The sequence below is a fragment of the Streptomyces sp. NPDC053541 genome, assembly GCF_044544705.1.
Lineage (GTDB): Bacteria > Actinomycetota > Actinomycetes > Streptomycetales > Streptomycetaceae > Streptomyces.
On record NZ_JBITXM010000006.1, the window covers coordinates 386,732 to 406,219 of the forward strand.

The 19,488-nt window shown below is 72.6% G+C and carries 18 protein-coding genes and 1 riboswitch; of the genes, 5 read left to right on the forward strand and 13 right to left on the reverse strand.

Annotated elements, in window-relative coordinates:
- The first annotated feature begins 5 nt into the window (after positions 1-5).
- Complete coding sequence (locus tag ACIGW2_RS18205) at positions 6-527, forward strand: hypothetical protein (RefSeq protein ID WP_391654513.1); 522 nt, start codon at positions 6-8, stop codon at positions 525-527.
- Positions 528-694: 167 nt separating this feature from the next.
- Here the strand turns inward: ACIGW2_RS18205 and ACIGW2_RS18210 are convergent, their stop codons facing one another.
- Positions 695-1,837, reverse strand: coding sequence for a glycosyltransferase family 4 protein (locus ACIGW2_RS18210; protein ID WP_391654512.1), 1,143 nt, complete (start codon positions 1,835-1,837; stop codon positions 695-697).
- Between the two features lie 88 nt (positions 1,838-1,925).
- On the opposite strand from ACIGW2_RS18210, the gene ACIGW2_RS18215 reads away from it, so the two are divergent.
- Positions 1,926-3,224, forward strand: coding sequence for a glycosyltransferase 87 family protein (locus ACIGW2_RS18215; RefSeq protein WP_399844438.1), 1,299 nt, complete (start codon positions 1,926-1,928; stop codon positions 3,222-3,224).
- Here the strand turns inward: ACIGW2_RS18215 and ACIGW2_RS18220 are convergent.
- Entirely contained in the window at positions 3,182-4,525 is a 1,344-nt protein-coding gene (locus ACIGW2_RS18220) for an MATE family efflux transporter (RefSeq protein ID WP_399844439.1), read from the reverse strand. The two genes, ACIGW2_RS18215 and ACIGW2_RS18220, sit on opposite strands and share 43 nt — an antisense overlap.
- A gap of 94 nt (positions 4,526-4,619) precedes the next feature.
- On the opposite strand from ACIGW2_RS18220, the gene ACIGW2_RS18225 reads away from it, so the two are divergent.
- A complete protein-coding gene (locus ACIGW2_RS18225; protein WP_399844441.1) occupies positions 4,620-5,159 on the forward strand; it encodes a PadR family transcriptional regulator in 540 nt (179 codons plus the stop codon).
- Between the two features lie 325 nt (positions 5,160-5,484).
- On the opposite strand, the gene ACIGW2_RS18230 is transcribed toward ACIGW2_RS18225, so the two are convergent.
- The 5 genes from ACIGW2_RS18230 to ACIGW2_RS18250 form a co-directional block, all read right to left on the reverse strand.
- The gene (locus ACIGW2_RS18230) at positions 5,485-6,702 is read right to left on the reverse strand and encodes a hypothetical protein (protein WP_399844443.1); all 1,218 of its coding nucleotides are present in this window, start codon (positions 6,700-6,702) and stop codon (positions 5,485-5,487) included.
- A 44-nt stretch (positions 6,703-6,746) separates the two neighbouring features.
- Positions 6,747-7,766, reverse strand: a complete 1,020-nt coding sequence (locus ACIGW2_RS18235) for an NlpC/P60 family protein (RefSeq protein WP_391654506.1) — start codon at positions 7,764-7,766, stop codon at positions 6,747-6,749.
- A 192-nt stretch (positions 7,767-7,958) separates the two neighbouring features.
- Entirely contained in the window at positions 7,959-8,987 is a 1,029-nt protein-coding gene (locus tag ACIGW2_RS18240; protein WP_361587059.1) for an NlpC/P60 family protein, read from the reverse strand.
- A 256-nt stretch (positions 8,988-9,243) separates the two neighbouring features.
- Positions 9,244-10,605 (reverse strand): NYN domain-containing protein, encoded by a 1,362-nt coding sequence (locus ACIGW2_RS18245; protein WP_399844446.1) that lies wholly within the window; start codon positions 10,603-10,605, stop codon positions 9,244-9,246.
- Positions 10,606-10,648: 43 nt separating this feature from the next.
- On the reverse strand, positions 10,649-10,891 hold the full coding sequence (locus tag ACIGW2_RS18250) for a hypothetical protein (RefSeq protein ID WP_128976779.1): 243 nt from the start codon (positions 10,889-10,891) through the stop codon (positions 10,649-10,651).
- Positions 10,892-11,079: 188 nt separating this feature from the next.
- On the opposite strand from ACIGW2_RS18250, the gene ACIGW2_RS18255 reads away from it, so the two are divergent.
- Together ACIGW2_RS18255 and ACIGW2_RS18260 are read left to right on the forward strand one after the other, a co-directional pair.
- The gene (locus tag ACIGW2_RS18255) at positions 11,080-11,814 is read left to right on the forward strand and encodes a rhomboid family intramembrane serine protease (protein ID WP_391654503.1); all 735 of its coding nucleotides are present in this window, start codon (positions 11,080-11,082) and stop codon (positions 11,812-11,814) included.
- Entirely contained in the window at positions 11,811-12,092 is a 282-nt protein-coding gene (locus ACIGW2_RS18260; protein WP_128976777.1) for an Lrp/AsnC family transcriptional regulator, read from the forward strand. Before ACIGW2_RS18255 ends, ACIGW2_RS18260 begins: the two co-directional genes overlap by 4 nt.
- Before the next feature lie 75 nt (positions 12,093-12,167).
- Here ACIGW2_RS18260 and ACIGW2_RS18265 read toward each other — a convergent pair whose 3' ends face one another.
- From ACIGW2_RS18265 to ACIGW2_RS18290, 6 genes are all read right to left on the reverse strand, one after another.
- The gene (locus ACIGW2_RS18265; RefSeq protein ID WP_391654502.1) at positions 12,168-13,577 is read right to left on the reverse strand and encodes an aminotransferase class V-fold PLP-dependent enzyme; all 1,410 of its coding nucleotides are present in this window, start codon (positions 13,575-13,577) and stop codon (positions 12,168-12,170) included.
- 183 nt (positions 13,578-13,760) lie between these two features.
- A riboswitch (SAM riboswitch) is annotated at positions 13,761-13,877 on the reverse strand.
- A 90-nt stretch (positions 13,878-13,967) separates the two neighbouring features.
- A complete protein-coding gene (gene trpD, locus ACIGW2_RS18270) occupies positions 13,968-15,032 on the reverse strand; it encodes an anthranilate phosphoribosyltransferase (RefSeq protein WP_391654501.1) in 1,065 nt (354 codons plus the stop codon).
- Between the two features lie 141 nt (positions 15,033-15,173).
- Positions 15,174-16,799 carry a cytochrome bc complex cytochrome b subunit gene (locus ACIGW2_RS18275; RefSeq protein WP_356064565.1) on the reverse strand — a complete coding sequence of 542 codons (1,626 nt, stop codon included), beginning with the start codon at positions 16,797-16,799 and terminating at the stop codon, positions 15,174-15,176.
- The gene (locus tag ACIGW2_RS18280; RefSeq protein WP_356064567.1) at positions 16,796-17,848 is read right to left on the reverse strand and encodes a Rieske 2Fe-2S domain-containing protein; all 1,053 of its coding nucleotides are present in this window, start codon (positions 17,846-17,848) and stop codon (positions 16,796-16,798) included. The genes ACIGW2_RS18275 and ACIGW2_RS18280 overlap by 4 nt, the downstream gene beginning before the upstream one ends.
- Complete coding sequence (locus ACIGW2_RS18285; protein ID WP_356064570.1) at positions 17,845-18,654, reverse strand: c-type cytochrome; 810 nt, start codon at positions 18,652-18,654, stop codon at positions 17,845-17,847. Before ACIGW2_RS18285 ends, ACIGW2_RS18280 begins: the two co-directional genes overlap by 4 nt.
- Before the next feature lie 74 nt (positions 18,655-18,728).
- Positions 18,729-19,349, reverse strand: a complete 621-nt coding sequence (locus ACIGW2_RS18290) for a heme-copper oxidase subunit III (RefSeq protein WP_356064572.1) — start codon at positions 19,347-19,349, stop codon at positions 18,729-18,731.
- Positions 19,350-19,488: the final 139 nt, after the last annotated feature.

A 19,488-nucleotide genomic window follows, 5' to 3' on the forward strand; every position in this document is an offset into this window, starting at 1 on the left:
AAGCCATGCGGTTCAAGCGCACCGCCGCCGTCCTGGGCTCGGCCCTCGTGTCCCTGGCGGCCCTCTCCGGCTGCGCCGGCGACACCTGGGGCGAGGAGGCCGGGCTCCCCGCGGCCGGCGACCTGGCGGCCGTCGAGAAGCTGGTCTCCGCCCACACCATGTGCAGCGACCTGCGCAAGAGCTCCGAGGGCCCGCTGGCCGAACAGGCCGCGGACCCGGCGTGGGCCGTGCGGGAGCGGGCGGTCTGCGGCGACGACAGCAAGGACACGGTCACGCTGCTGTCGATCGCGGACATGAAGAAGTTCCAGCAGGCCAACAAGACCGCCGCGGCCCAGGGCCGGGGCGTCCGCGTCCTCCTCGGCCAGGACTTCGCCCTCTCCCCCGCCGACGAGGCGACGGCCCGCGCCCTGCTGAAGGCGGACGTCCTCCTCTTCACGTGCGAGAAGGACTTCACGGTCCCGGACGGCTACCGCAAGGAGAAACTCCTCGTGGACGGCTGCGCCCTGACGGACTACCTGCCGGGCTAGACCGGTTCGCCGGGACCCACCGGGCGGTGGTCGGCGCCGGGTCGAGGCTCCCGGCGGCACGGCCGAAGGCCGGCCGGCCGCGTGGGGACGGGGCCGGGGGCGGCCTCAGGCCGTCACCCCGGCGCGGGGCACCGGGCCCGGCCCGGTTCGGCCCGGTTCGAGGCGCGCTACAGCAGCTCCTTCAGGCGTTCCGCCAGGAGGTCCCAGCGCCATTTCTCCTCGACCCACTGGCGGCCGCGGGCGCCCATGCGGGCCCGCAGTTCGGGGTCGAGGAGGAGGGTGGTGACGCGGTCGGCGGTTTCGGCGGGGACGTCGCCGCGGACCACCCAGCCGGTCTCGCCGTCGAGGACGGCGTCCGGGGCGCCGCCCGAGTCGCCTGCGACGACCGGGAGGCCGGTGGCGGAGGCCTCCAGATAGACGATGCCGAGGCCCTCGACGTCGAGGCCGCCCCGGCGGGTGCGGCAGGGCATGGCGAAGACGTCGCCGGCGCCGTAGTGGGCGGGCAGTTCGGACCACGGGACGGCGCCGGTGAAGCGCACGGAGGCGAAGACGCCGGTGCGGGCGGCGAGCTTGCGCAGGTCCTGCTCGTACGGGCCGCCGCCGACGATCAGCAGGACCGCGTCCGGGACCCGCCGCAGGATCTCCGGCATGGCGAGGATCAGCGTGTCCTGGCCCTTGCGCGGCACGAGCCGCGAGACGCACACGACCACCGGCCGGTCGCTCAGGCCGAGCCGCTCGCGCACCTCGGCGCCGCCCGAGTCGGGGTGGAAGGTCTTCTCGTCGACGCCCGGCGGCAGCTGGACCATGCGCGCGGCGGCGGCCGGGGTGAGCGCGCCCGCGATCCGCGCACGCGTGTACTCGCCGAGGTAGGTGAGCGTGTCCGTGCCCTCGCCGATCCGGCGGAGCAGCTGCCGGGCGGCGGGCAGCTGCGCCCAGCCGGCCTCGTGCCCGTGCGTGGTCGCGACGAGCCGCCGCGCGCCCGCCCGCCGCAGCGCCGGGCCCATCAGGCCGAGCGGGGCGGCGGCGCCGAACCACACGGACGTGCAGCCGTGTTCCCGCAGCAGGGCCGTCGCGCGGGCGGTGACCCGAGGAGTCGGCAGCAGCATGGTGGTGCGATCGCGGACGACCGTGAAAGGCTGTTCCGCGTCGAACGCGGCCGTCGCCTCGATCCCTTCGCGGCTGCGCTTCCACGTGGAGGCGTAGACCACGATCCGCTCGGGATCCAGGCGCAGGGCCATGTTGTGCAGGAAGGCCTGGATTCCGCCCGGTCGTGGCGGAAAGTCGTTGGTTACGATCAGGGTCTTGTGCATCGTGGCCGACAGTACCGCGATCGCGCCCCGCACCCGGCACCACCACCCTCCGCCCCCGGCGGACCGACAGGACAGGAACAGGACAGGTATGACGGGCGCAGTGGGCACGCTGGTACGCGACGGCCTCGCGGACGCCCGCGCCGGGCGGCTCACGCAGGCGATCGGCCTGTGGGGCTTCAGCCGGCTGCTGATCCTGCTGACCGTGTTCAAGGTCGTGGTGATCCCGGGCCCGGACGTCACGAGCGACGTCGAGGAGATCTACCAGGGCTGGTACGAGGTGCTGCGCTCCGGCACGTACCCGCTGGACGACGTCACCTGGCAGTACCCGCCGGCCGCCGCGCTGGCCATCCTCTCCCCCGCCCTGCTGCCCTTCCTCGGCTACTCCGCCGCCTTCTTCGTGCTCGCGCTGCTCTGCGACGCGCTGGTCTTCGGTCTCCTCGTGTACGCGGGCCGGCGGCGCGGCCGGTCGATGCGCGGGGCGTGGCTGTGGCTGGCCGGGGTGCCGCTGCTCGGCCCGACCGCGTACTGCCGCTACGACCTGATGGTGACCGCGGTGGCGGTGGCGGCGCTGCTCGCGGCGGTGCGCAGCCCGCTGGTGCTGGGCACGCTGGCCGGGTTCGGCGCGACGCTGAAGGTGTGGCCGGTGCTGCTGCTCGCGGGCGCCGCGCGCGGCCGGGCGGTGCTCCGTTCGGCGGCCGCGGCGGCCGGCACGGGCGCCGGGGTGCTCCTTGCCTGCGCGCTCGCGGCGCCGGGCTCGCTGGCCTTCCTTGGCTTCCAGCGGGACCGGGGCACCGAGATCGAGTCACTGGGCGCCATGCCGTTCCACGTGGCCGTGCACTTCGGCTGGCCGGGCGAGGCGCGGATGAACTACGGCTCGATCGAGTTCCTCGGCCCGGGCGTGCGGGCGGTGTCCACGGCGGCGATGCTGCTGACGGTGGCGGCCTTCGGCTGGCTGCTGGTGTGGTGGGTGAAGGCCCGCCTCCGCACCACCTCGACGACGGCGGACGCGGCCTTCGTGGCGCTGCTGCTGTTCACCACGACGAGCCGGGTGATCAGCCCGCAGTACATGATCTGGCTGGTGGGCCTGGCGGCGGTCTGTCTGGTCTACAAGTCGACCCGGATGCGGAAGCCGGCCCATCTGGTGCTGTGGGCGACGGCGGTGACGCAGTTCGAGTTCCCGGTGTGGTTCTCGCACGTCGGCGACAGCGATCCGCTGGGCGTCGGGCTGCTGCTGATCCGCAACGGCCTCCTCGTGGCGGCCACGGTCTCGGCCTGCCGGATCCTGTGGCGCCAGACGGTCACGGAGCCCCGCCTGGCGGCGGCGGCCGACGCCCGGATCCCGGTTCAGGCCGACCGCGACAGGACCCGGGTCCCGGCCTCCTCCTGACCGGCCGCGGCCCGCAGGGTCCGGCGGCGCAGCAGGCCGAGGGCGACGCACTGGGCACCCATCGCCAGGGCCATGGCGAGGCAGACGCCGGCGAGGCCGAGGGCGGCGGAGAGGGCGTACGCGAGCGGGAGCTGGAGCAGCACGCCGGTGAGGGTGATCCGGGCGAGGCCGGGTGCGTCGCCGCTGCCCTCGAAGACCCCGGCGAGGGCGATGAATCCGGCCATGAGCAGCAGGTAGGGGCCGAGGCAGCGCAGGAAGAGGGCACCGGCCGCGGCGACCGCGGGTTCGGCGCCGAAGCCGCGCATCACCGGTCCGGCGGTGAGCAGCAGCAGGAGGGCGGCGCCCGCGCCGAGCGATCCGCCGAGGAGGAGGGCCTGGCGGCCGACGGCCCGGCGTTCGTCGCGGCCGGCGCCGAGCAGGTGCGCGGTGTGGATGCTCGCGGCCTGGCGGACGGCGTAGAAGGCCATGGTGGCGACGTACATGGCCTTGGTGGCGATGCCGTAGCCGGCGATCTCGGCGACGCCGAGCCGGGCGACGACGGAGACGAGGGCGAGCGCGCCGCCCATCCGGACCATGAAGTCGACGGACATGGGCAGCCCGAGGGCGGCGGTGCGGCGCAGTGAGGCGGCGGTGCCGGCGGCCGGGCGGGCGGCGCGGGCGGCCCTCAGGTGCGCGTTGCGGCGCAGCGCGAGCAGTCCGGCGGCGAGGGCCGCGGTGCGGCCGGCGACGGTGGCGACGGCGGCGCCCGCCACGCCGTGGGCGTGGATCAGGATCGGGTCGAGGACCAGGATCAGTCCGTTGGCGAGGAAGGCGAGCCGCATCGGGGTGCGGGTGTCGCCGGTGCCCTTGAGGACGCCGTCCAGGACGGTGGTGGCGAAGAAGACGGCGGTGCCGGGGAGCGAGATCGCGAAGTAGGCGGTGGCGAGGCCGTGCGCGGGGTGGCCGGAGCCGCCGAGCAGCAGTGCGGCGAGCGGGTCGCGCAGCAGGAAGCCGCCGAGGGCGACGGGCGGCACGAGGAGGGCGCCGAGGGCGGCGCCGCCGCGCACGGCGGAGCGCAGGGCGCCGGGGTCGTCGGCGCCTCGGGCCCGGGCGACCAGGACGGTGGTGCCGGAGGCGGCCATGAGGACGAGGCCGAGGAGCAGGTTCTCCACGTTGGTGGCGACGGCGACGGCGGCGACGGCGTCCCCGCCGAGCCGGGCGACCCAGACCATGTTGATGATGCCGGCGGCGACTCCGGCGAGGAGTTCGAGGTAGACGGGGCCGGCGAGCCTGACGAGCGTGCGGCGGTGTTCCTGCGACATCTGATCCCCCTCTTTTCGAGCTATCTCGATTCGAGGTAGCTCGAAAAGAGATAGCATGCCGCCGGGTACCCGACAAGCGCGAAGGAGTCCGCCGGTGCTGGAGCTGACGATCCTGGGCTTCCTCCACGAGCGGCCGCTGCACGGCTACGAGCTGAAGGAACGCATCCAGGGCCTGAGCGGCCACGTCCGGCCGGTCAGCGACGGCGCGCTCTACCCGGCGATCACCCGCCTGGTGAAGGCCGGTCTGGTCGACAGCCGTACGGAGCCCGGCGCGGGCGCGGCCCCGCGCCGGGTGCTCTCGCTGACCGCCGAGGGCCGCGAGGAGCTGCTCGGGCGGCTGCGCTCCCCCAAGGAGGTGGAGATCACCGACGGCCAGCGCTGGTTCACCCTGCTCGCCTTCCTGGGCCTGCTCCCGGACCCGGCCGCGCAGGCCGCCGTGCTCCGCCGCCGCCAGGCCTTCCTCCAGGCCCCGGCCAGCTTCTTCTACGAGGACGGCGCCCCGGTCCGCGCCGAGCGGGAGCCGGACCCCTTCCGCCGGGGCATGCTCCGGATCGCCCGCGCGACCGGCACCGAGGAGAAGGCCTGGCTCGCCGAGACCCTGGCCGAGCTGGACCGCGCGGCAGCGGAGGGCTAGGCCCCGTCCGGAAGGTTTCGCCTGGCTCGCGGCTCCCCCAGAGCTTCGCCTGGGAGGCGCCCCCCAGCACGCAGTCCCCCGTGGCCCTGCGGGCACGGGAGGTGCCCCCACGCCGCGTTCGTCGGTCGCCATGGCACGCCATGTCTCCGCCCGCTCGGCCTGGCGGTCGCGGGGGGGGCGGAAGCGATGCGATGGGAGTGCCCCTGGGCTTCGCCCAGGGGGCCATCGGCGACCGACGACAACGCGGCGAGGCGCGGCGCCGGGGAGCACCATCCAGGCGAAGCTCTGGGGAGTCGAGAACCCGGCACGATCCGGAGGAGACGGCCTAGCCGCCCAGCCGGGCCGTCAGGTGGGCGCGCCAGCGGGTGGTGAACTCCTCCGGGGTGATGTCCAGGACGTCCCTCAGGGCCTTCTCCACCGCGCCCTCGCGCTGCGGGTGGGCGCCCACCGCCCGGTAGAAGGCGGTCAGGTGGGTCTCGCCCCACTGCTCGGCGATCATCGCGCAGGCCAGCCAGCCGCTCTCGTAGGCCCGGGCCATCGCCTCCCCGTCGCCGCCGAAGGCGAACTCCCCGTCCTCCGGCAGTGCGGCCGGGGTGTTCCCGGCGCGCACCGCGCGGGCGAGTTCGGGGGCGGCCTGGGCGGGGGTGCGGCCGGTGCCGCGGTAGGCGACCCAGTCGGCGAAGCCCTCGGAGAGCCAGACCGGGGTGGCCGCGGTGGTCTGGGCGCGGGTCGCGACATGCGTGGTCTCGTGGGTGAGCACGAAGCCGCGCCCGAAGTCGCCGAGCACGCCGTACGCGTCCGGGTTGACGATCACCCGGTCCGCCGGCGCCTCGGGGCCGCCGCCGATCTGGCCGGTGGTCACGGCGGCGATCCCCCGGTAGGAGGCGGCGGGCGCGCCGAGCAGCCGGCCCATCGCGTCCACCGAGGCGGGCACCAGGACCACGACCCGGCCGGCCCAGGGCGAGGGCCAGGCGGCACCGACGGCCGGCACCGCGCGGTCGGCGGCGTCGGCGATCTCGCGCAGCCGCTCCCGGCCCTGCCCCACCCCGAGCACCAGACTGCGGCGCCCGGTCACGGCCGTGACCTCGCCCTGCTGCCACAGCTGCTGCGGGGCGCCCTCGACGGGGCGGTCGCCGGTGACGTACCAGCGTCCGTCCTTCTCGGCGAGGTCCAGGACGCGTTCGGTGGTGGCCGGCCCGGAGTCGTAGCCCTTGATCCGGTAGCCCAGCCGGGCGCGTGCGGTGGCCCGTCCCGACCCGGCCGGGTCGACGTCGGTGACCCGGTAGTCGAGGCCGCCCAGCGGGATGCTCGCGAGCCGCCGGAACTCGGTGCGGGCGGCGGGCACGAGCGCGGGGTCCAGATCGGCCAGGTAGCCGGCCTCGTCGCGGCCGAGCAGCGCGGCGGCGTGCCGGTCGAGCAGCTCCTGCACCTCGGTCCGCGGCGGTGCCCCCGTCCCGGTCCCGGCGCAGCCGGTGAGCACGAGCAGCCCGGCCAGCAGCCCCGCCGCCGCCCCGCGCCGCCTCCGCCCGCCCTGACCTGCCATCCCACGATCGTACGGGGCGGCCCGGGGAAGGACGGCAAACCGTCTCAGACCCGGGTGACCGTCACGTTCGACATCATGTTCACCGGGTCGTAGCGGACCCGGGCGCCCGGGTAGGGGGCGTGGATGACCTGGCCGTTGCCGGCGTAGATCGCCACGTGGCTGGCGTCGCTGCGGTAGGTGACGAGGTCGCCGGGCTGGGCCTGGGAGAGCGGGATGCGGCGGCCGGCGTTGCGCTGGGCCTGCGAGGTGCGGGGCAGGGAGATGCCGGCCTTGCGGTACGACCAGACCATCAGGCCCGAGCAGTCGAAGGCGCTCGGGCCGGTCGCGCCCCACACGTAGGGGCGGCCGATGGCGCTGCGCGCGGCGAGCACCGCGGCGGCGGCGCGCGAGGGGCCGAGGTCGGCGAGCGGCGGGAGTTCCTCGTCGAAGGCCTCGCGGCCGGAGCGGGAGGCGCGTTCGAAGCCGGCCCGCTCGTCGGCGGAGAGCGAGGCGAGCACCCGGCGGGCCTCGGCGAGCTTGTGCTCGACGGTGCGCTTGTGGCGGGCCACCTCGCGGCGGCTGCGCTCCAGTTCGCCGAGGGCGCGGCCGGCCTCGGTGCGCTGCTGGCCGAGCCGGCGCAGCTCGCGGCGGAGTTCGTCGAGGGCGGCGCCCTGCCGGGCGGTGACCCGGTCGAGGACGGAGGCCCGGTCGAGGTAGCTGTCCGGGTCGGAGGAGAGCAGCAGCGCGAGGGCGGGGTCGATGCCGCCGGAGCGGTACTGCGCGCCGGCCACCGAACCGAGCGCTCCGCGCATCCGGTTGATGCGTTCCTGGGCGCGGGCCAGGCCGTCCTGGGCCTGCGAGACGGTCCTGCGCAGCCGGCGGGCCTGCTCGTCGGCCCGGTTGTAGCCCTCGGTGGCCCGCTCGGCCTCCTCGAAGAGGCGGTCGACGGTGGCGCGGGTGGCCCGGGTGCCGGGGGCGGTGTCGGCCGGGTCGGCGTGGGCGGGGACGGCGCCGAGTGCCGTGGCCGCGGTGGCCGCGGCTGCGGTGAGGACGGTGACCCTGGCGGGTCGTCGGTGGGACGCCACGGATCGCGCTCCGTTCGGCTCGTCGGACTGGCGGGCCGACAGTAGCCGCTGATCGATCCGCGTCCAACGAAGGTGCCGGACACGCAAAGTGACGCCCCGCCGGAGACCGCAAGGTCACCGGCGGGGCGTCGCGTCAGTCCGGGATCCGGCAAACCACCCGTTCGGAGGGCGGGCCGCTCGCGTGGCGTCGCGTCAGACGCGGACGCCGAACTGGAAGGTGCCCATGTAGTCCATGGACTCGTAGCGGACCACGGCGCCCGGCTTCGGGGCGTGCAGGATGGTGTTGTTGCCCGCGTACAGACCCACGTGCGAAAGGCTGTTGAAGAAGACCAGGTCGCCCGGCTTGAGCTGGCTGCGGCCGATCTTCACGCCGTCGTTCTGCTGGGTGTAGGTGGTGCGGCTGAGGGTGACGCCGGCCTGGCGGTAGGCCCACTGCGTCAGTCCGGAGCAGTCGTACGAGTTGGGACCCTCGGCGCCGGAGACGTACGGCTTGCCGAGCTGGGTGGCGGCGGCGTTGAGCGCGGCGGCACCGCGCTGCGAGGCCGGCACCTCGTTGCCGAGGTTGACGCGCTCGCCGGCGGCGCGGCTGGCGCGCTGCTCGTCCTGCTGGATGCGGGCGCGCTCGGCGGCGGTCAGCGTGTTGAGGAGCTTGCGGGCCTCGGCCAGCTTCTCCTGGGACTTCTTCTTCTTCTCGCCGAGCGTCTTGCGGACGTCCTCGAGGTCGGCGAGCTTCGCAGTCGCCTCGGCGCGCTGCTGGGCGAGGGTGCGCTGCTTGGCCTGGATCGACTGGAGGACGTCGGCCTGCTGGGCGCCGAGCTGGTCGATCGCGGACGCCTTGTCGAGGTAGGTGTCCGGGTCGGAGGAGAGGAAGAGCTGGAGCGCCGGGTCGATGCCGCCGGAGCGGTACTGGGCGGTGGCGACCGAACCGATCTGCCCGCGCAGGGTGTTGAGCTCCTGCTGGCCGCGGGCCACCTTGTCCTGGAGGGCGCTGATCTCCTTCTGCAGCTTGCCGCGGCGCTCGTCGGCGAGGTTGGCCTGCTCCGTGGCCTCTTCGGCCTCGTGGTTGAGCTTGTCGACCTTCGACTTGACCTCGTCGATCTTCGGCTTGGGGGCGGCCTGGGCCCCGGCCTGGGCGGAGAGCGCGACGGCCGCGGCGGCGGTCGCGGTGAGCACGGTCACACGGGTGCGGCTCGGCTGCTTGGGACGACGGTGGGACGCCACGGGGGCGATCTCCTTCTTCCTCGAGCCGCCCGGCCGTTCGGCGGCAGGCGGGACCAACGCTGTCACCCCGGATGGATGATCAACCGCGCGTAGGTTCGAGCCCCGACCCTAGTGACCATCTTGTGATCAGTTCAAATCCCCACCGGAAAAATCCGGCCCGCTCAACAAGTTATTTACCGACATCACACGGGCAGCAATGGCCACTTGACCCTGCGTGAGCCACAAAAGCGACATCACGGGTGTCCGTGACGAGACTTCACGAGAGGCGCGAAAGCCGCTTCAGCAACAAGGCGGACGCGACCGGCCGCGCCCCGGCCTTGGCGACCCCGTCGGCCACCTCGCGGTCGGTGGAGACCACCACCACGGGCCGCCCCGGCGGCTCCGCCCGCACCAGCTGGCGGATCAACTCGTCCGCCGTCACACCGGGCTTGGAGAACAGCACCCGCACCCCGCGCGGCGGGGCGAGCAGCACCGGCGCGGCCAGCTCGGCGCCGTCGAAGACACAGGTGACCTCGGCTCCCGAGCGGGCCGCGAGCGCGGAGAGCCCACCGAGCAGCCGCAGCCGCTGCTTCTCCAGCGGCATCGTCGGATAGCCGGTCTTGGTGACGTTGTAGCCGTCCACCACCAGGTGCGCCTGCGGGAGTTCGAGCAGCTGGTCGAGGAGGGCCGGGTCGGTCTCGGACAGCGCGCGGGCCGCGATGTCCTTCGGCGACATCCGCCCCGGCTCCACCGCGTCCACGGTGTCCGCCGGGTGCATCGACACCGGCGGCAGGGCGAGTTCGCGGCGCAGCCCCTGGGCGGCGTCAAGGACGGTGTCCAGGAGCAGCCGCAGCCGCATGTCCTCCACCGAGCGCCCCTCGCGGGCGGCCCGGCGGCTCGCCTCCAGGGCGGCCTCGACCTCGCCGAGCCGGGCCTTGAGCCGCCGGCTCTCGCTCTCGGCGGCGGACACCTGGGCGGCGGCCTCGGTGCGGGCCGCGTCGATCTCGGCCTGCGCCCGGCGCAGCGCGGCCTCGCCGCGCTTGACGTCGCTCTGGGCGCTGCGCAGCTTGCGGTGAAGCGATTCGGCGTCCTTGCGGGCGGCCTCCAGCTCGCGGCGCAGCTGCTCGGTCTCGGCCTTCGCGCGCTCCCTGGCGACGGCCACCTCCTCGCGCAGCCGCTCCAGTTCGCGCCGGCCGGCCTCGTCGGCACGCTCGGCGTCGGCGCGCTCGGCCTCCTCGCCGGCGGCGGCGACCAGCTTGCCCCAGCCGGCCGGGCGCAGCACGTAGGCGGCCGCGGCCACGTCGACCGGGTCGGCGGCGCCGGGCGGGGCGCCGGACTCCACGGCCCCGGCGAGCTCGGGCTGCGCCTCCTTGAAGCGCTCGCCGATCCGCTGCCGGAACAGCGGGTCGCTCTCCAGGGCGGCGGCCATCGCGTTCCCGGCGAACTTGGCGCGCCGGGAGGCGGTGAAGCGGGCGTACTGGCGCAGCGGGGCGGGCAGCTCGGTGACGGTCAGCCCGCCGAAGGCGTCGGCGACGAGCGCGACGACCCGGCGGCGCACGGCCTCGGGCAACGGCCGGTCGAGCGCCTCGGCGGCGCCGTCGGCCGCGCCCGGCTGGTCACCGTGCGCGGGCTGCTCCACGATCCGTCACCCACTCCCTGTCTCGCCCTCGCCGGGCCGCTCCTCAGGAAGCGGCGCCCGGCCTGTCCACCAGTTCGATCTGGTCCACCGCGTTGCACCAGCGGCAGCGGACCGACTCGATGGTCTCACTGACCACCTCGCGCTCCTCGACCTTCGGCTCTCCGGCGAGGTCCAGATGGACGTACTCGACGACCTTGGACGAGCGGGTCACGTCGAAGCGGGTCAGGTTGCCGCAGAGCGTGCAGCGCCAGCGGGTCTCGGCGGTCGGCAGGGGAACCGTCGTCATCGTTGCCGTCCTCTTTCCGTACGAGGCTCAGTGTGAGGCCTTGCGCGAGGTGTCGCGGACCCGCGGTGCGCCGTCGAACAGCGGGGATGTCGCCCATCGGGCAGGTCCTAACCCTACGGCCTCGCGGGTACCCCGCGGCACGGCGAGGCACTCTGTCCAGGTGGGCCCCGGTACGCCATGATCTGTCCATGATCGACTGGCGGGGTGCGGCCCTCGGCGCCTGGCGCGGCGTGCGGAACGGGCCGACGGTGACCTACGGCCTCATCGGGCTGTGCGTGCTGCTGTTCGCGGTGAGCCCGGTGTCGGGCCTGAACCCGGCGTACGGGACGGGAGACCAGCTGCTCGCGGCGCAGAGCGCGTACTTCCAGCGCTGGGGCGTGATCCCGGCCGATCTGACCCGGGCCGAGCCGCGCGCCCTGCTCACCCCGCTGACCGCGCTCTTCGTGCACGGCAGCTGGCTGCACCTGCTCGGGAACATGCTGTTCCTGTACGTGTTCGGGGCGATGGCCGAGGAGCGGATGGGCCCGGTCGGGTTCGGCCTGTTCTATCTGGGGGCGGGGGCGCTCGCGCTGACCGGCTACGCGGTGGCGCACGCCGAGAGCGCGCAGACCCTGGTCGGGGCCTCGGGGGCGATCTCGGGGGTGCTGGGGGCCTTCCTCCACCTCTTCCCGCGCGCGCGGGTGACCAGCCTCTTCCCCTTCCTCTTCTTCCTGCCGCTGCGCTTCCCGGCCTGGATCGTGCTGATCTTCTGGTTCGTGCTCCAGTGGCTGGCGGCGCGCTCGGCCGGGGCGGGGCCGGGGGTGGCGTATCTGGCGCACGTGATCGGCTTCGTACTGGGCTTCCTCTACGCGTGGGCCCGCTACAGAGGTGGGGATACAGTGAAGCCACCAGCCGCGGCCATCGAGGGAGAAAGCCAGCCGTGATCACCGCGATCGTGCTCATCAAGACCAGCGTGGACCGCATCCCCGAGATCGCCGAGGCGATCGCCGCGATCGACTCCGTCAGCGAGGTCTTCTCGGTCACCGGCACCTACGACCTGATCGCCATGGTGCGGGTCGGACGCCACGACGACCTGGCCGACATCATCCCCGGGCAGATCTCCAAGATCCCCGGCGTCGAGGCCACGGACACGCACGTCGCCTTCCGCGCCTACTCGCAGCACGAGCTGGACGCGGCCTTCGCCATCGGCCTGGAGTCCTGACGCCCCGGTCCCCGTACGACGGCGAAGCCGGCCTCTCCCCCGCGGGAGGCCGGCTTCACCCGTTCGAGCGACCGGTCAGCCGCGGTCGGGGACGCAGCGCCCGTCCTCGGTGCGGTACGTCCAGCGGGCGCCGTCGCGCACCAGCTCCTTGACCGCGCCGACGAAGCGCTCGACGTGCTCGTCCGGGGTGCCGGCGCCGAAGCTCACCCGGATGGCGTTGAGCGACCGCTCGCCGGGGGCCGCCTCGGGGGCGCCGCACTCGCCCGGGTCCTGCGGGTCGCTGCCGAGCAGGGTGCGGACCAGCGGGTGGGCGCAGAAGAGGCCGTCGCGGACGCCGATGCCGTACTCGGCGGAGAGCGCGGCGGCGAAGTGGGAGCTGTTCCAGCCCTCGACGACGAAGGAGATGACGCCGACCCGGGGGGCGTCGTCGCCGAAGAGGGAGAGGACGCGCACCTCGGGCACCTCCGCGAGGCCCGCGCGGACCGTGGCGATCAGGTGCTGCTCGCGGGCGACGAGGGAGTCGAAGCCGGCCTCGGTGAGCGCCTTGCAGGCGGAGGCGATGGAGTAGACGCCGATGACGTTGGGCGAGCCCGCCTCGTGCCGGGCCGCGGTGGTGTGCCACTCCACGTCCACACCACCGTCGGCCCGGCGGGCCACCTTGCGGGAGGCGCCGCCGCCCGCGAGGTAGGGCTCGGCGTCCTGGAGCCAGTCGGCGCGGCCGGCGAGCACGCCGGAGCCGAAGGGCGCGTACAGCTTGTGCCCGGAGAAGGCGACCCAGTCCACGTCGAGCTCCCGCACGGAGACCGGGTGGTGGGGCGCCAGCTGGGCGGCGTCCAGGACGATCCGCGCGCCGTGCGCGTGCGCGGCGGCGGCGAGTTCGCGCACCGGCCACAGCTCGCCGGTGACGTTGGAGGCGCCGGTCACGCAGACCAGGGCGGGGCCGTACGGGTCGCGGTCGGCGAGCGCGCGCTCCAGGGTTTCGACGGCCTGGACGGGGGTGCGCGGCGCGTTGAGGTAGGTGACCCGGGCGTCCCGCCACGGGAGCAGCGAGGCGTGGTGCTCGGTCTCGAAGACGAAGACCTGGCAGTCGGCGGGGAGCACTTGGGCGAGCAGGTTGAGCGAGTCGGTGGTGGAGCGGGTGAAGACGACCTGGTCGCCGGGGCGGCAGTCGAGGAACTCGGCGACGGCGGCGCGGCTGTTCTCGAAGAGGTCGGTGGAGAGCTGGGAGAGGTAGCCGGCGCCGCGGTGGACGCTGCCGTAGTACGGGGCGTAGGCGGCGACGTCGTCCCAGACGCGCTGCAGGGCGGGGGCGCTGGCCGCGTAGTCGAGCGCCGCGTAGGTGACCTCGCCGCCGGTGACGAGCGGGACGGTGACGTCGCGGCCGAGGACCGGCAGCGGGGCGGCGCAGCAGGGGTCGGTGCCCTCGGCGGTGGCGACGGAGGAGGCGGCGGGGGCGGCGACGGCGGCGTTCGGGCGTGCGGACATGACGGTATCTCCCGGCATAAAAGGGGCGCGAAAAGGCGTGAGGGGGCCCGCGGGGCGGCAGCGCGAACAGGGGTGCCGCACACGGGGTGGTGAAGGGGAAGAGGGGCCGAGGGCCCTAACGCATTCGCTTGCTCACGAGACAACGCTCCCTAGAGGACCAAGGACCCCAGGGTGGTGCGCAGGGGTCCGCGCTTGCCGCAGGCTTCTGCTCGTACGGCCTGGTCTTCACCCGGGGCACCCCGCCACGGACGGAGGGTTGCCGGACAGCCGGCCGGGGCCTTGCAGCTGTCACTCATGACCTGTTCCAGAACCTATGCCAGACGATCACGGGGCCGCAACCCCGTCCCGGCATCCGGGACGGGGCGTCATGCGCCGTTCACATGGGGGCGGTCAGGCGTTGCTGGCGGCGATCCACCGCTCCAGGGCGCGGCGCGCGGCCCCTGAGTCGATGGACTCGGCGGCCCGGTCCATGCCGGCCCGCAGCTGCTCCGCGAGGGTGCCCTCCCCCGGCTCCAGGGCGGTCAGCGCGGCCGCCGAGTTCAGCAGCACGGCGTCCCGCACCGGCCCGGTCTCGCCGGCGAGCAGCCGCCGGGCGACGTCGGCGTTGTACGAGGGGTCGCCGCCGCGCAGCGCGTCGAGCGGCACCGGGGTGATGCCGACCTCGCGCGGGTCGAAGCGCTCCTCGCGCACGGCGCCGTCCCGGACCACCCACACCCGGGAGGTGCCGGTGGTGGTGAGCTCGTCCAGGCCGTCGTCGCCGCGGAAGACCAGGGCGGAGTTGCCGCGCTCGGCGAGCACCCCGGCGACGATGGGCGCCATCCGCGGGTCGGCGACGCCGACCGCCTGGGCCCGCACCTTCGCCGGGTTGGTGAGCGGGCCGAGCACGTTGAAGGTGGTGCGGATGCCGAGCTGGCCGCGGGCCGCGGCGACGTGCCGCAGCGAGGGGTGGAAGCGCACCGCGAAGCACATGGTGATCCCGGCCTCCTCGGCGACCTCGGCGACCCGCTTCGGGGTCAGGTCGAGGTTGATGCCGAGCTTCTCCAGGACGTCGGAGGAGCCGGAGGCGGAGGACGCGGCCCGGTTGCCGTGCTTGACGACCTTCACCCCGGTGCCGGCCACGACGATCGCGGACATCGTGGAGATGTTCACCGTCTTGGCGCCGTCGCCGCCGGTGCCGACGATGTCGACGGCGGGCCCGGGCACCTCGATGACGTTGGCGTGCTCGTACATCGTGCGCACCAGGCCGGAGATCTCGGCGACGGTCTCGCCCTTGGCGCGCAGCGCCACCATGAACCCGGCGATCTGCGCGTCGGTGGCCTCGCCGCGCATGATCAGGTCCATCGCCCAGGCGGTGTCGTCGGCGGACAGGTCCCGGCCGTCGAGGAGTCCGTTCAGCAGGACGGGCCAGGAGCGGCCCGCCGCGGTGTCGCCTCCAGCGGGGTTCACAGCGCTCATGGTCGCTCCTGAGGGGTCCGTACGGAACTGCGCGGGTGTCGCTCCCACCCTATCGATCTCCGGGGACGGCAAAGAGCCCCGTCCATCGAATGGACGGGGCTCTCGCCGTGGCGACCTAGGCGGTCAGCGGTTCAGTGGTGATCAGTGGTGGCCGTGGCCGCTCTCGATCTCCCTGAACTCCTCCGCGGTGGGCTTGGCGATCTGGTTGTCGCCGCCGTAGTAGCCCCGGTTGAGCTTGACCCGGAGCTTCTCCATGCGCCCGACCTTGCGCTCCACACCGTTCTCGTCGACGGCCGGCGGCAGCTCGGCCGGCTCGTACTGCTCGTGCGCGGTGAGCTTGTAGCGCTCGCCCTGGCTGAGCGGGGTGTGGACCTCGACGAACTCACCGTGCGGCAGGCGCTTGATGATGCCCGACTCGCGGCCGTGCAGCACCTTGTCCTTGTCCCGGCGCTGGAGGCCGAGGCAGATCCGCTTGGTGACGATGAACGCGATGACCGGGCCGACGAAGAAGAAGATCCGCACGAACCAGGTGATCGAGTTGATCGACAGGTGGAAGTGGGTCGCCCAGAGGTCGTTTCCACCACCGACGAGCATGATCATGTACGCGGTGATCCAGGCGACGCCGAAGGCGGTGCGCGTCGGAGCGTTGCGCGGGCGCTGCGCGATGTGGTGCTCGCGCTTGTCGCCGGTGATCCAGGACTCGATGAACGGGTAGACCGCGATGGCCGCGAGGACCACCGGGAAGATCACCAGCGGGATGAACACGCCGAGGACCAGCGTGTGGCCCCACAGGTTGATCTCCCAGCCCGGCATGACACGGATCAGACCCTCGGCGAAGCCCATGTACCAGTCGGGCTGGGCGCCGGTGGACACCTGGTCCGGGCGGTACGGGCCGATGGCCCAGATCGGGTTGATCGAGGCGATCGCCGCGATGACCGCGATGACGCCGAAGACCAGGAAGAAGAAGCCTCCGGCCTTCGCCATGTACACCGGCAGCAGCGGCATGCCGACGACGTTCTTGTTGGTGCGGCCGGGGCCCTCGAAGTGCGTGTGCTTGTGGACGAACACCAGGATGAGGTGCGCGACCACCAGGCCGAGCATGATGCCCGGGAGCAGCAGCACGTGCGCCGAGTAGAACCGGGCGACGAAGTCGCCGCCGGGGAACTCGCCGCCGAACAGGAACATCGACAGGTACGTGCCGACGATCGGCACGGACAGGATGGCGCCCTGCATGAAGCGCACACCGGTGCCGGAGAGCAGGTCGTCCGGGAGCGAGTAACCGGTGAAGCCGGTGAACATGCCCAGGAAGAACAGCAGGAAGCCGAACAGCCAGTTGATCTCACGCGGCTTGCGGAACGCGCCGGTGAAGAACACGCGCATCATGTGCACGAACATGCCGGCGAGGAAGATCAGCGCCGCCCAGTGGTGGATCTGCCGGATGAGCAGACCACCGCGCACCTCGAAGGAGATGTGCATGGTCGAGTTGAACGCCTCGGACATCAGCTGTCCCTGGAGCGGGACGTACGAGCCGGCGTACTCCACCTCGTTCATCGACGGGTGGAAGAACATCGTCAGGTAGACGCCCGTCAGGATGATGATGAGGAAGCTGTAGAGGCAGACCTCGCCCAGCATGAAGGACCAGTGGTCCGGGAAGATCTTCCGCATGTTGGCCTTGGCCAGCGTGTAGATCCCCAGGCGTCCGTCGGCCCAGTCGGCGATCCGCTCACCGGCGGGCGCCTTCTTCTGCGTATTGGTCACAGTGCTCATCCGCGCTCCCAGAAGGCGGGACCGACGGGCTCTTCGAAGTCACCGTGCGCTTCGAGGAAGCCCTTGTCGTTCACGCCGATCCGCAGCTGCGGAAGGGCGTGACCGGCCGGGCCGAAGATGACGCGGGCGCCGTCGGACAGGTCGAAGGTGGACTGGTGGCACGGGCAGAGCACGTGGTGCGTCTGCTGCTCGTACAGCGAGATCGGGCAGCCGACGTGGGTGCAGATCTTCGAGAAGGCGACGATGCCCTCGTGCGACCACTCGAGCTCGCGCTTGTCCTTGATGTCCTCCGGCTGGATCCGGACGATCATCAGGGCGGCCTTGGCGATCTCGGTCTGGAAGTGGTGGTCGTGCTCCTCCAGGCCCTCGGGCTTGGCGAACGTCAGCGAACCGACGGCGACGTCCTCGGGACGCAGCGGCTCGTTGGTGTTCATGTTGATGAGCAGCTTGCCCTTGGACCACAGGGTGGACCGGAGCTTCTTCTCGGGCAGCGGGCCCATGTCACGCAGCAGCACGACGCCGGAGAGCGGCACCAGGGCAAGCGCGCCGAACAGCGTGTTGCGGATCAGCTTGCGGCGGCCGAAGCCGGACTCGGCGGCACCGGCCGCGAAGTCCGCCATGACCTTCGCCTTGACCTCGGGCGTGGCCTCCATCGGGTGACGCTCGTCGGCCACCTCGACGTCGGACATCAGGGTGCGGGCCCAGTGGACCGCGCCGGCGCCGATGAAGAACAGCGCCGCACCGAGGGTCAGACCCAGGGCGAAGTTGAGCGCGGACACCCGGCCGAAGGGCCAGATGTACACGATCTTGTCGACCGGGAAGATCACGTACGAGGCGATGAAGCCGATCGTGGCCAGCATCGACAGCGTGAACATGAAGGCGATCGCGCGCTCGGACCGCTTGGCGGCCCGCTCGTCGATGTCCTGGATGCGCGGCTTGTGGGGCGGGAGGCCCGGGTCGGCGAACGGGTCGTCGGCGACCTTCACCGCGCCGTGCGCGGTGGCCTGCTCGGTCGGCAGGTTCTCTTCTGGATTCTCTTGGGTACTCATGACTTCTTGGCCTTAGCGGTGTGGGCCGCGACCCAGATGGCAACTGCGATCAGTGCGCCCAGTCCGAAGATCCACGCGAACAGGCCCTCGCTGACGGGGCCGAGGCCACCGAGCTTGAGACCGCCCGGGTTGTCGGCCTTGTCGCTGTTCACGGCCTGGACGTAGGCGATGATGTCCTTCTTCTGCTTCTCCGGCATCGTCGTGTCGGGGAAGGAGGGCATGTTCTGCGGGCCGGTCTGCATGGCCTCGTAGAGGTGCTTCGGGTCCACGCCCTCGAGGGTCGGGGCGTACTTGCCGTAGGTCAGCGCGCCGCCCTCGCCGGTGAAGTTGTGGCACTGGGCACAGTTGGAGCGGAACAGTTCGCCACCCTTGGCGATGTCGGCGCCCTCGGGGCTGTACTGGCCTTCCTTCGGCGTGACCGGACCGGCACCGAGGGAGGCGACGTACGCCGCGAGCTGATCGATCTCAGCCTGCGAGTAGATGACCTTCTTCCTCGGGACCTGGGCGCCGGGCTGCTGGGCCGGCATACGGCCGGTGCCGACCTGGAAGTCCACCGCCGCCGAGCCCACGCCTACCAGGGACGGGCCGTCAGAGGTGCCCTGACCGCCGGTTCCGTGGCAGCTGGCACAGCCGACGGAGTAGAGCTTCTTGCCCTCCTCGATGGCGAGGGACTGGGCGGTTTCATCGGCCTTCGCCGTGCCCGCGGGTGCGAACGCGGCGTACAGCCCCCCAGTTGCCGCCAGCGCGAGAAGTAGGACGACGACCGCCGCCAGCGGATGGCGTCGTCGTGCGGAGAGCTTTTTCACGGATTACCCCGGTGTCAGGATCTTCTGCGTCGATGCTTGCTGGATGTGTGCGTCCGCCCGGAGGCGGAGCCCGATTACTTGATCAAGTAGATCGTGGCGAAGAGGCCGATCCAGACGACATCGACGAAGTGCCAGTAGTAGGACACGACGATGGCGGCGGTTGCCTGCTCGTGAGTGAACCTCTTGGCGGCGTACGTCCGGCCGAGGACCAGCAGGAAGGCGATGAGACCGCCCGTCACGTGCAGGCCGTGGAAGCCGGTGGTCAGGTAGAACACCGTGCCGTACGGGTCGGAGGACAGCGAGAGGCCGTCCTTCTTCACCAGCTCGGTGTACTCGAAGACCTGGCCGCCGATGAAGATCGCGCCCATCACGAAGGTGATGATGAACCACGTCCGGAGCTTCTTCACGTCGCCCCGCTCGGCGGCGAAGACGCCGAGCTGGCAGGTGAGGGAGGAGAGCACCAGGATCGTGGTGTTCGTCGCGGAGAACGGGAGGTTCAAGGCGTCGGCCTTTTCCGTCCAGAACTCCGCGCCCATCACGGATCGCAGGGTGAAGTACATCGCGAAGAGGGCCGCGAAGAACATCAGCTCGGAGCTCAGCCAGATGATGGTTCCGACGCTGGTGAGGTTCGGTCGATTGACCGACGGGTGCGCGTGCCCGGTTTCTACTGTCGTTACTGTCGCCACGACCGACATTATGTCGGTCGCTTATCCCGCCCTCACTCCGGGGGGTGCCGTTCGGAGTGTCCGGGGCCCGTGTCCAGCCCGAACGGCCCATCCGGGGGCCCCGCCGACACCCTTCGAACAGGTGTTGAACGGGTGTTGACGGGGTGTG